Raw genomic sequence first — 12,087 nt, forward strand, 5'->3', positions numbered from 1 at the left:
GTATAGTTGTGTCTTGGACCAAATAAAGGAACGATGAGACATCTATATAAAGGGCCTGTGTGGCCCGCTTAAATCTGGTTGGAGCGGTTCGCGTGGATTCAGGCCCTCAGGAAAATAGCAGTCCGTCAAAAAAGACGTTTCGATGCTGCTATCGGGATTTTCTCTACACGCCACGGCATGCAGAGCTCCTGCATCTGCGCCGCAAGGAATCGATCCAGCTTACCGCCCGTTTCGCAGCCCTTTTCGTTCTTGTCCTCATGCTTGCCGTTCCGTTCTGGGACGGGGCCTTTGCCGCTGAAATGTGGTCTTCGCAGACCTTTATTCTGCGGCTTCTGGTGGCGGGGGTCGCGCTTGTGGTGCTTACCAATCGCGCGGTCAGCGCGCGGTTGCGCCGACGTTTTCCGTACCTGCCGATGCTGATGCTGATTGTCGCGGCAAGTTTGCTATGTGTCTTTGCCGGCAATGACCCGCTTGCAACCGATTACATGCACAGTTCGCACAGCTTCCTTCTGATCGGTCTGGTGATGATGATTGCCATCATGCCCGTCACTCTGGTCGAGGCCGCCGTTCTTTCAGTGCCATTTGCCGTGTTGCTTGTCATCGGCGCACAAAGCGGGCTTGCGACCGGCTTTGTGCCGTTTGAAATGCTGCTGGCATTCCTGTTGCCGCTGGCACTCGTGTCAGCCCTTGTGCAGCTTTACCGCACCGTCACCGCGGCCCATGAAATCGCCATTGATCCACTGACCAACTGTTATACCCGTGCCTTTGGCATGGAAATGATCCGGGTCAGCTTCGAAGGCGCACTGCGCAAAAAAGTGCCCTATACCGTTGCCTTCATCGACCTTGATGATTTCAAGCAGATCAATGATCGCTATGGCCATGATTACGGTGACCGCATTCTGGGCGAGGTCGGCAATAACCTGATCCATCGTTTCCGCCGTTCTGACATGGTTGTGCGGTGGGGCGGGGAAGAATTCCTGGTGCTGTTGCCCGAACTGGGCCGTGCCCGCGCTGTCGAGGTACTTGAACGTGTCATGGCGCCAGGGTTGGCAAAGCTTGAAAACGGGCAGGTGCAGCGTGCCAGTGTCGGTCTTTCCGAACGCATCGAAGATGCCATTGCCTTGCCGCAAAACCTGATCGACCTTGCTGATCAGCGCATGTATGAGGCCAAAAAACGCCAGGACCGCGATGACCTCGTCGCACAAGGCTATTCCGGGCGGCGCAATACGGTAAGCGCCCTGGCGTCCCCGTCGACCACCAATGCCCCCTCGGTTGATCGCAGCGTAAACTAGCTGCCTGTTGTGAGCCCTGACTGGGCTCTGCTGTCCAATGCAATGCGTCCGGTCGCGACGCGACCTCTCCTGCTCCATAAAACCCTGTCTGACGGACATCGTGGCGGCGCATGCCAGCGTCGATCACTGTTGAGGCTTGTCCTGTGCAGGCAGAATCGGGCTAGGGAAAGGCGTGGAATCGGCATGAGCGCGCGCACGGCTGGTTCGGATTCGCGTCGATTCTCTCACCTTTTTCGAAAATTCCATTTTCTTCGGTGATCAAAAAATAGCCGCGAGATGTGAAATTTGCGGGCGTTTGGGGTGCAATGCCTCAAAATAATGCACAAAAAAGAAGCAGTAATATTTCTGACAAAAAAATAGTCAAAAAGCTGTTGCGTCCTGTCCGGTGAATGGGTAATGTTCATTTGTGCGCTGCGGTAGGACGCAGTGCATTCCGGCGAGCGACTTGTCGCTCGTTTCTTGGACGTTTCCTCCCTAGACTTGGGCCGCTGTCACAGGCGGCCTTCTTTTTTTGCCTAAATTCAGCCCTTTAGCCCAACTCAAAGCATCTGCTCAGCGCCTGAACATCTCATGTGTTTTGGAATTGTTAGAATGGTGCGGTGCAAATCAACTTGGGGTAATCGCGGCGCGCAGATACGCCAAGGGCGCTGCCCGGCAAAATCAGGAAGCGCCCTTTAAAATCCCTCTGGACCTTTTTTCGGCTATTTTTCGCGCGTTGGATTGCCATCGGGGATATTGCCATCCCCGTCGCCCAGGCCGCGCTGCATGATCACGCTATCGACCCAGCGGCCCATTTTAAAGCCGGCCGACTGAAGCGTGCCCGCCACCCGGAAGCCCAACCGCGCATGCAGCCCGATCGACGCGACATTGGCGCTATCGCCGATCACGGCAATCATCTGGCGATAACCAAGGGCGGTGACCCGTTTGATCAGCTCCGCAAGCAACGCACTGCCAGCCCCCTTGCCGACGACTTCGGGTGCTATGTAAATCGTGTCCTCGACCGTGAAACGATAGGCCGGACGCGTCCGGTACGCCCCGGCATAGGCAAATCCCTCAACCCGGCCATCCACATCCGCCACCAGATAGGGCAGGCCGCGTTCACGCACATGTTGCCAGCGCGATGTCAGCTCGGCGATTTCAGGGGCGCGTTCCTCAAACGATGCCAGCCCATGCAGCACATGATGGCCATAAATCTCGGTGATCCGTTCAAAATCTTCGGGTTCTGCATCGCGGATGACCAGATCGCTTAAAACGTCACTGGTATCTATGGTATTGCTCATTAGAACGGGTTCCCGTCGAGATCATGAAAGCGCGATATCAGATCGGTCATCTGGTCGCGCAGGGTGTCAAATCCGCGATGCGGGCTGATTGTTGTTTCATCCATATAAAGCGCACGAGAAAGCTCGATCTGAAGGCTGTGCACATGTTCTTGCGGGCGACCGTAATGGCGTGTGCAATAACCCCCGGCATATGGATCATTGTGCGCGGGCGCAAAGCCCATATCGCGAAAACAATCGTCCACAAACCGCGTCAATGACGGGTGGCAGGAACTTCCATAGCAATCGCCAAGCACCAGATCAACGCGGTTTTTTGCGCTGTCGCACGAATCCCCGGGCATCGAATGGCAATCAATCAGGATGCAATAGCCAAACGTGGCCCGCGTCAGATCAATCAGCTTCTGCAACGCCGTGTGATAGGGCCGGTAATAGGTATCAATACGCGAAAGCGCTTCTTCGGCGGGCAGGCGGGTCTTGTAAATCTCGACCCCGCCGCTGACGACGCGCGGGATGGAACCCAATCCCGAAAGGGCGCGCATCGAATTGATCTCGTTATCATCGGGCAGATCGCCATCAAACATCCGCGGATCAAGTTCCATGGCCGCCCGGTTCACATCGACATAGGCGCGCGGAAATGTCGCGCACAGCAACGGTGCGCCCAGTTTCGGGGCGGCCGTGAACAACTGATCGACAAAGGCATCTTCGGATGCGCGCAGCTCAAACGCGCCAATACGTGCGCGTTCAATCAGATCCTGCGGGTAATGGCGGCCTGAATGCGGGGATGCAAACACCACCGGCAGGGTTTGCCGTGGTGGCAGGATAACGGTGGCGGGGCCAGTTGAGGCGAGTTCCGAAGGCAACTGGTTCATTGTCTTTCGTAATGTCCATCCCTTATGACACGGATTTGGGCTTCGTCGTGCGTCTTGCGATCCATTATCATACTATCTTCTAGCATATGGGAATTGCCACGGATTTGATGAACATTTTTTGTCAAAAAACCATTTCTGGGGTTGCGCCAAGGTCCGCCTTGGGCTAAATACCGCCTCGCCGACGCAAACGGCACAGACCGGTGTTTTGGTTACAAAGCCTCGGTCTTTCGAAAGATGGATTTGCGGGCCTATAGCTCAGTTGGTTAGAGCGTTCGCTTGACATGCGAGAGGTCACAAGTTCGAGTCTTGTTAGGCCCACCATCTTTCAAACCCATAGGGGCCTATAGCTCAGTTGGTTAGAGCGTTCGCTTGACATGCGAGAGGTCACAAGTTCGAGTCTTGTTAGGCCCACCATTCCCACCCCGCAGCGGTTCGCGCGCGGGGTTTTGTATGTCCGGGCTGAACCACTTATCGCATCTGCGCGATGCTCTTTCTGAAGCGCATGGCGCTAAAGGCAAAGAAACCGCTGGCAATGACAAACACCAGCAGGAATTCCGGCCAGACCACGTCAATGCCGGCCCCACGGAAAAGGATCGCTTGGGCGTATTTGACGAAATGCGTCGCCGGTGAGAACTGCATGATGTTCTGAAGCGTTTCGGGCATGCTTTCAAGCGGCGTGCTGCCCCCCGAAAGCAGGCGCAACGGCAACACCACCAGAATAAACAGCAACCCGAATTGCGGCATTGATCGTGTCATGGTCGCAAGGAAGATGCCAAGGGCTGTGGCAAAGAACAGATACAGCACCACACCCCCCATGAATAAAAGCGCTGATCCGGCAATCGGCACACCGAGCACAAGCTGCACGACAAAAACAAGAGACATCATGCAGGCAATCAGAATGACAAGCCCGTTGGCCCAGACTTTCGCCAGCATGATCTCGATCGGGCTGAGCGGCATGACCAGCAGATGCTCGATCGTGCCATGTTCGCGTTCCCGAATAAGCGCTGCCCCCGAAAGAATGATCGACAGCATCGTCACCGCATTGATGATCTCCATCGTGCTGGTAAACCATTCGCTTTGGACATTCTGGTTATAGGCATAACGTGTCACAATGCTGGCGGCATCAGACCGGTTCTGTCCGGCCCAGGCCGATTTTCCGCCCAGCCAGGTGGTGACTTCCTGGGTGATGATGTTGCTGATATAGCCTTCGCCGATCCCGGCCTGCATCATTGCGGTGGCATCAATGTTAAGCTGCACTTCCGGGTTGCGCCCGGCAACGATATCGGCCTCGAAACGCGGCGGGATCACCAGTACAAAGGTAAACGCGCCGCTATCCATCGCGGTATCGATATCGCGTTCGGCGATGGATTTCGGGGGCTGGAAATAGGGATCAAGCAGCGCATCGGCAATCCGCAACGAAAGCGCAGAGCCATCCTGATCGGCAATCGCGATCGAGGCGTTTCGCAAATCATGGGAAAAACCGGTCGCGGCGTTATAGATCGCAAAGGAAAACGCCCAGACGATCAGGGCCATTAATACGACATCGCGCCGCAGGCTGAACAGTTCCTTGACGCCAAGGCGATAGATATTGCTGATTTCGCGCATGCCCATGGCTTTATACCTCCTGCTTTTTCAAAAGCAGTATCGACAGGATCGTCAATGCCGGGAAAAAGACCAAAAGCGTGATCAGTTCGGGATAAAGCTCGGCAAAGCCCAGCGCCTTGGTAAAAGTGCCCAGACTGATCGACATGAAATGTGATGTAGGAATGATGTTTGACAGCACCACCGGCACGCCTTCAAGGGTTGAAACCGGCTGCATCATCCCCGAAAACATCACCGACGGAACCATGGTTGCGATTGCCGTGCCGAAAAGGGCGGCGATCTGGGTGTTGGTAAAGGACGAAATCAAAAGCCCAAGCCCGGTCGTGGCAATGACAAACAAGGTCGCCCCGATCAAAAGCGTCAGGCCATTGCCCCGGATCGGGACATCAAACCAGAACAGCGCCATTGCGCTCATCAGGATAAAATTCACCAAGCCCAAACCGACATAGGGCAGTTGCTTGCCCCACAGGAATTCAAGCCGTGAAACCGGGGTGACATAAAGGTTGGTGATTGATCCCAATTCTTTTTCGCGGACCACGCCAACCGCCATCAAAACCGCCGGGATAAACATCAAAAGCAGGGCAATCACCGATGGCACCATGGCATAGATGCTTTTGAAATCCTGATTATAGCGATAGCGCGTTTCAATCTGCATGGTCTGGTTAAGCTCCGAACTGCCAATATCGCGTTTGGTCTTTTCGCTCAGATATTGCTGATGGATGCCTTCGACATAGCCATGAATGGTTTCGGCGCGAAACGGCATGCTGCCATCGATAAAGGCCCCGATTTCCGGGTTTGCCCCGCGGCCGACATCGCGGCCAAAGCCCGGCGGGATTTCAATGGCAAGCGTCACATCCCCCGAAAGCAACCGCGCCTCAAGATCCGCATTGCTGATCAGTGGTGCCTGTTGCTCGAAATAGCGCGAACTTGAAAGATTTTCGATATAGGTGCGGCTTTCGGGGGTCTGGTCGTGATCAAGCACCGCATAGGTCAGGTTTTCGACATCAAAGGTAATGCCAAAGCCGAAAACCGGCATCAGGATCGCCGTCCCGATCAGGGCAAACATCAAGCGGATCGGATCGCGCACCAGTTCCATGGTTTCGCGCAGGGAATAGGCCCATAATCGCCGGAAACTGAAAAGCGATGCGCGCGCCGGTTTCCAGTGCGCCGCGTTGCCCTTTGTCGCGCCAAGCGCATCCTGCGGGGCTACTGCCGTTGCTGGTTCCGGTGCGGTTTGCGTATCTGCGCCACCTGCGTCACCCGCGCCACCCGCGCCATCGGCTTCTTCCAGATAGCTGATAAATGCTTCTTCCAGTGTGTCGCTGCCGCGTCCCTTGGTGATGGCATCTGGCGTATCACTGATCAGAACCTTTCCCGCATGCATCAGCGATATGCGATCGCAGCGTTCTGCTTCATTCATGAAGTGGGTGGAAATGAAAATCGTCACCCCCTGATCGCGTGAAAGTTCGACCAGCAATTCCCAGAACCCGTCGCGCGCCACCGGATCAACGCCGGATGTCGGTTCATCCAGAATAAGGATCTCCGGGCTGTGAATGATCGCAACCGCCAGTGACAATCGCTGACGCACGCCAAGCGGTAAACGCGCGCTCAGATCATCATGATAGGGGCCAAGCCCGAACCGCTTGGAAAGCTCGTTGATGCGGTTTTTGATCTGATCCTTGGGCAAATGAAACAGATGGGCATGCAGTTCAAGGTTCTGCATGACGGTCAATTCGGAATAAAGCGAAAAGGCCTGGCTCATATAGCCCACCCGGTTGCGAAGCGCGATATCCTGCCCGTCGACCGGCTTGCCAAACAGCTCGGCTGTCCCCTCGGACGCATCCAAAAGCCCGGTCAGCATCTTCATGGTCGTGGTCTTGCCACAACCGTTGGAGCCGAGAAATCCGAAAATCTCGCCTTTTTCAATCCGGAAACTGACATCATCCACGGCGGTAAAATCGCCAAACTTCTTGGTCAGATGTTCGGCGACAATCGCCGGGGTTTCGCCGTGAACCGTGCGGGGCGGGATGCTCAGGGTATGGTGGCCCTTGCGTTCTTCTTCGGGCAAAAGCGCGATAAAGGCCGCCTCAAGCGTATCCGTCCCGGTGCGGGCCAAAATCTCGTCTGCGGTGCCGGTCGCAAGGACCTTGCCGTCATTCATCGCAATCAACCGGTCAAAGCGCGCGGCCTCATCCATATAGGCCGTCGCGACCAGAACGGTCATATCGCGCTGGGTTTGGCGGATGGCATCAATCAGTTGCCAGAATTGCTGGCGCGACAGGGGATCAACACCGGTGGTCGGTTCGTCCAGTATCAGGATATCGGGATCATGGATCAGCGCACAACAAAGCCCAAGTTTCTGTTTCATGCCCCCCGAAAGCTTACCCGCCGGACGTTCGGTAAAGGGATCAAGCCCGGTCGCCTCGACCAGGCGTGCAATGCGGTCATCGCGCTCGTGCTTGCCCTGACCAAACAGGCGACCGAAAAACGCAAGGTTCTCACGCACTGTCAGGTCCATATAAAGGTTCTTGCCAAGCCCTTGCGGCATATAGGCAATGCGCGGCAGGATCGCGTTGCGGTGCTTGGCATCGCTCATGGATCCGCCAAGGGTTTCAACGGTCCCGTGCTGGACCTTGCGCGCCCCCGATATCAGGGCAAGGGCGCTTGATTTTCCCACACCGTCAGGCCCGATAAAGCCGACGGTTTGCCCGACCGGAATTTCAAGACTGATCGCGTCAAGGGCCATGACCTTGCCATAGCGGTGCGACACCGCATCAAGGCGTATGGCGATCCGGTCCGTGCGAACTGTGTCTTCGGTGCTTTCCGCCATTTTGGCGCGCTCTATTGGGCGTTTTGACGCAGGGTCGCGTCATCGGGGATATTCGGGGCAAAGGCATCGGGCCAGTTTTGATGGTCCGCCAGCATGATAAAGGCCTCACCCGGAAGGCCGGTTTTCACCCGTTTGATATGTTCTGCCAGCAAATCCCGATCAATCCGCACCTTGACGCGAAACATCAGTTTGTCGCGCTCGGCCCGTGTTTCGACCTCACGCGGGGTGAATTGCGCATCATCGGCGACAAACGATACCTTGGCCGGAATGACAAAGCTGGGGGCGGCATCCAGAACAATTCGCGCTTCATTGCCAACAAAGGCTAATCCCGCCTGACGGGTCGGCAGGAACACATTCATATAGACATCGGTCAGATCAATCAGGGTGATGACCGGACCGCCACCGGCCAAAACCTCGCCCGGTTCGGCAAGGCGATATTGCACGCGTCCATCGCGCGGGGCCTTAAGGACCGAATCATCAATCTGCACCTGAATGCCCTCAAGGGCGGCGGATGCCGCCGAGACATTCATGCGTGCACTGATAAGGCGCGCCTGGGCCGCGGTAAGGGCTGCTTTTGCGACATTGCGATCCGCACGTCTCTGATCAAGTTGTTCGCGTGAAATGTTGTTGTTCTTGACCAGTTCCTCGGCACGCGAAAGCTGCTGCTCGGCAAAGGAAAGCTCGCTTTCGCGCTGAACAATCAGGGCCTCTGCCTCGGCAATGCCTTGTTCGGCACTGGCAAGTTCGGCACGGGCGCGCGCACGGTTGGCAACCAGTTCGGCGGTGTCCATCCGCGCCATGACCTGACCTGCGGTGACCTGATCACCTTCTTCGACCAGAACTTCCTCAACCCGGCCGGCATATTTGGTTGCCACCCGGATTTCCTCGGCCTCGATCCGGCCATTGCCCGATGCGATATAGTCAGGCAGGTCTGATTGCTGTGACTGCCAATAGGCATATCCACCCCCGGCGGCAGCGGCAAGCCCCACAAGAACGATCAACACGGCACGCAAGCTTTTCATTCCATTCTCCGACAACGGGGCGGACCAAGGCAGGGCGCAGGGACAGGGCACGGCGCGACTTGGTCAACAATTTCAACGAGTATTGCTCTTGCAATTGTGTAACGCAATACTCTCTGGAATGATCCTAGGGTCAGGACCCATTAATTTGATTTGAATGGCAGACGTTATATTTGCAAAACCCAAGGAAAACCCCGCCGGGCGGGTTGGTATCCCGCACAAGGGATTTGACGCTGGAGTTTGCAAATATAACGTCTGTCCTTCGGATTAATCGGATTTGCACGGGCTACTTTGTCGTAAAGCTTTGAAAGATAAATATCTTCCTGCACCTTTACTCCGCATATCCGCACAAATCTGTTTAACCATTCAAACCAAATTAATGGGTCCTGACCCTAAATGATCGAGATTGGCCGGGCTTTGATGTTGCGCAATCTTTTTTGAAAACCAATCACCTGTTTCAGACGTTTAAGTGAATGGTTGCGATTGTTTCGCTCGTTTCGGCGATATTGCGCAACGCCTCATTTGTTTTCAAAGGATTGTCTGTCCGGTGCTGTTTTTTCACATCAATGTCGCTCTTGCCTGTTTGTATGTTCTTGTGCGTCACGTGCGCTATCTGGCATGGCCGCGCTGGGCGAAGATCACCTTTGGCGTACTTTTGCTGATCGGATCCCAGCATCATCTCTATTCCCGCATCGCCTTTGGCAGCATGTTCTTGCCGGAATTCCCGCAGCCGATTGTTGTCGCGATCAACGTGGCATTCGGCGTGATTTTCTTCCTGGTGTGGTTCCAGCTGGCCTATGACCTGATCGGTCTTTTGCTGCGCTGGTTGATCCTGCGCCGCAAGCAGCACCCGCCCAAAATCCTGCGGACCGTCATGTCCTTTGCGGCCATCGCACTGGCCTGCTTTGGCGTGGCAGAGGGCATGCGCGTGCCCGACGTCAAGGAAATGGATGTCACCATCCGCGACCTTCCCGATGCATTTGATGGCTATCGCATTGTCCAGCTCACTGACCTTCACATCAGCAAGCTCTATGAACGCCCGTGGGTGGCAGAGGTGGTTGAAAAAACCAACGCGCTTGAGCCGGATCTGATCGTGATCACCGGCGATCTGATTGATGGTGAATTGCCGCTGCGCTACGATGATGTGCAGCCGCTTGTTGATCTGAGCGCGCGCGACGGGATCATCACCATTCCGGGCAACCATGAATATTATTTCGGCTATGAAAACTGGATGCGCCATTATGGCGGGCTCAATATGCTGACCCTTGAAAACGACCATATCGTGCTCGACCGCGATGGCGATCAACTGACCATCGCCGGCGTCACCGACCTTCGTGCCGGCAATACGGACCGCCCCGAACCCGATGTTGCCAAGGCACTGGAAGGCAGCCCGGAAAACGCGCCGGTGATCCTGCTTGATCACCAACCGAAAATGGCCCGCGACGCAGCACCATTGGGTGTCGATCTGCAACTTTCCGGCCATACCCATGGCGGCATGGTATGGGGCTTTGACAATATCGTTGCCATGCTCAATGGCGGCTTTGTATCGGGCATGTATGACATCGAGGACATGCAGCTTTACGTCAATAACGGCACCGCCCAATGGCCAGGCTTCGCGATCCGGGTTGGCGTGCCCGGCGAACTCACCGTGATCACGCTCCGTAAGGGCTAAGCCCACCCAGAACAAAACGGCGTCCCGAGAAATCAGGACGCCGTTTTCCGTGCGGTGGCACAAGGGGAGGGGCGAGAAGCTGTCAGGTTCTAGCGCGCAACGCACGCCTTCACGGCATCGCCAATGATCGAAATGCCCTGATCGAGTTCCTCGGAACTGATGGTCAGTGGCGGGGCAATGCGGAACACACCGCCCATGCCGGGCATCTTGACGATATTCATGCTCAGTCCGCGCTTGAACGCCTCGGCCATGATCGCGGCCCCCATGTCGTGATCGGGTTCGCGATTACCGGTCTCCTTGATGATCTCCATCCCCAAAAGCAACCCGCGCCCGCGCACATCCCCGACGCAAGGGTACTGATCCTTGATCGCGCATAACCCCTCAAAAAGCTGCGCGCCCATCTGGCTTGCGCGCGCGACCAGCTTCTCGTCACGCACGACATCAAGCACCGTCAAACCAACCGCGGCGGGCAGGGGGTCTGACACGTGGGTGGTGTAAAACAGGAACCCTTTTTCATAGGCGACCTGCTCAATTTCAGGCGTGGTCATTACCGCCGATAAGGGCAATCCCGCCCCGATGGTTTTGGACAATGTCAGGATATCGGGTGTAACCCCGTCACGCTGAAAGGCAAACATGTCGCCGGTGCGGCCGATGCCGGTTTGTGCCTCGTCGAGGATCAGTAGCATGCCGCGCTCTTCGCATTTCTTCTTAAGCGCGGCGAGGTAACCTTTCGGCAGTTCAAGGATCCCGCCGCTCGATAAGATCGGCTCGGCGACAAATGCCGCCAGATTGCCGGTCGATTGCGCATCCAGAAGCTCGAACGCATCATCAAGCTCCGTCTGCCAGTCAAGCGACCCGTCGGGATGTTTGAAGCGCGGGCGAAACGCATTGGGGGCTGGAATGGCAAACGATCCGACAGCGGCCGGGCCATATCCCTTGCGCCCGGCACTATAGGTCGCCGATGCCGCGACCCCGGTCATGCCGTGCCAGCTTTTGGAAAACGCCACGATCTCATGCTTGCCGGTGACAAGCTTGGCCATGCGAATGGCCGCCTCGTTGCTTTCGGCCCCGGTCGACAGGAACAAAACCTTTTCCAGCCCCGGGGCAAGGGCTGCCAGCCGCTCGGCCAGCTCCACCACCGGCCGGGTCAGCATGCTGCTAAACAAATGTGCGACGGTTTCGACCTGTCGCTGTACGGTCTCGACAATGCGCGGGTGGCCATGGCCGAGAACCGCTGACATTTGCCCCGATGTAAAATCAAGGATCGCCCGCCCGTCGGCGTCATAAACATATGATCCCTTGGCGCGTTCAATGATCGCAGGATCAAACGGGCTGCCATACCGGATCAGGTGGTTATTTGCGCTTTGCCAAAAGGCGGCATCGTCGTTGCGTGACATGATCTTATCCCTGTGCTGGTCCATTCATTTGATGGGAAAAGCCTATCTTGTGGCGCGAAAGCGGTAAAATTGATAATGCTTGCACTCCGATATCAAAAATATTGATGGCTGTGATGGACGGAGCCCCGC

General features: G+C 56.1%; 8 protein-coding genes and 2 tRNA genes. 4 read left to right on the top strand and 6 right to left on the bottom strand.

What is annotated here, in order from left to right:
• The first annotated feature begins 92 nt into the window (after nt 1-92).
• Entirely contained in the window at nt 93-1,292 is a 1,200-nt protein-coding gene (locus TH2_RS15645; RefSeq protein WP_008891408.1) for a GGDEF domain-containing protein, read from the top strand.
• A 701-nt stretch (nt 1,293-1,993) separates the two neighbouring features.
• Here TH2_RS15645 and TH2_RS15650 read toward each other — a convergent pair.
• Both TH2_RS15650 and TH2_RS15655 read right to left on the bottom strand, forming a co-directional pair.
• The gene (locus TH2_RS15650; protein ID WP_008891409.1) at nt 1,994-2,572 is read right to left on the bottom strand and encodes a GNAT family N-acetyltransferase; all 579 of its coding nucleotides are present in this window, start codon (nt 2,570-2,572) and stop codon (nt 1,994-1,996) included.
• Nucleotides 2,572-3,438 carry an N-formylglutamate amidohydrolase gene (locus tag TH2_RS15655; protein ID WP_008891410.1) on the bottom strand — a complete coding sequence of 289 codons (867 nt, stop codon included), beginning with the start codon at nt 3,436-3,438 and terminating at the stop codon, nt 2,572-2,574. The genes TH2_RS15650 and TH2_RS15655 overlap by 1 nt, the downstream gene beginning before the upstream one ends.
• A 244-nt stretch (nt 3,439-3,682) precedes the next feature.
• Between TH2_RS15655 and TH2_RS15660 the strand changes: the two genes are divergently transcribed.
• Nucleotides 3,683-3,759, top strand: a tRNA-Val gene (locus TH2_RS15660).
• A 16-nt stretch (nt 3,760-3,775) separates the two neighbouring features.
• A tRNA-Val gene (locus TH2_RS15665) sits at nt 3,776-3,852 on the top strand.
• A gap of 54 nt (nt 3,853-3,906) precedes the next feature.
• Here the strand turns inward: TH2_RS15665 and TH2_RS15670 are convergent.
• The 3 genes from TH2_RS15670 to TH2_RS15680 are packed head-to-tail and all read right to left on the bottom strand — an operon-like array spanning nt 3,907 to nt 8,892.
• Nucleotides 3,907-5,049 (bottom strand): ABC transporter permease, encoded by a 1,143-nt coding sequence (locus TH2_RS15670; RefSeq protein WP_008891411.1) that lies wholly within the window; start codon nt 5,047-5,049, stop codon nt 3,907-3,909.
• A 4-nt stretch (nt 5,050-5,053) separates the two neighbouring features.
• Complete coding sequence (gene rbbA / locus TH2_RS15675; RefSeq protein ID WP_008891412.1) at nt 5,054-7,870, bottom strand: ribosome-associated ATPase/putative transporter RbbA; 2,817 nt, start codon at nt 7,868-7,870, stop codon at nt 5,054-5,056.
• An 11-nt stretch (nt 7,871-7,881) separates the two neighbouring features.
• Nucleotides 7,882-8,892 (bottom strand): HlyD family secretion protein, encoded by a 1,011-nt coding sequence (locus TH2_RS15680; protein ID WP_008891413.1) that lies wholly within the window; start codon nt 8,890-8,892, stop codon nt 7,882-7,884.
• Nucleotides 8,893-9,436: 544 nt separating this feature from the next.
• Here TH2_RS15680 and TH2_RS15685 point away from each other — a divergent pair.
• A complete protein-coding gene (locus tag TH2_RS15685; RefSeq protein WP_008891414.1) occupies nt 9,437-10,561 on the top strand; it encodes a metallophosphoesterase in 1,125 nt (374 codons plus the stop codon).
• 89 nt (nt 10,562-10,650) lie between these two features.
• Here the strand turns inward: TH2_RS15685 and TH2_RS15690 are convergent, their stop codons facing one another.
• Nucleotides 10,651-11,958: an aspartate aminotransferase family protein gene (locus TH2_RS15690; protein WP_008891415.1), complete on the bottom strand. Its 1,308-nt coding sequence runs from the start codon at nt 11,956-11,958 to the stop codon at nt 10,651-10,653.
• Nucleotides 11,959-12,087 lie beyond the last annotated feature (129 nt).

It is taken from the genome of Thalassospira profundimaris WP0211 (assembly GCF_000300275.1).
In the GTDB taxonomy this organism is placed as follows: domain Bacteria; phylum Pseudomonadota; class Alphaproteobacteria; order Rhodospirillales; family Thalassospiraceae; genus Thalassospira; species Thalassospira profundimaris.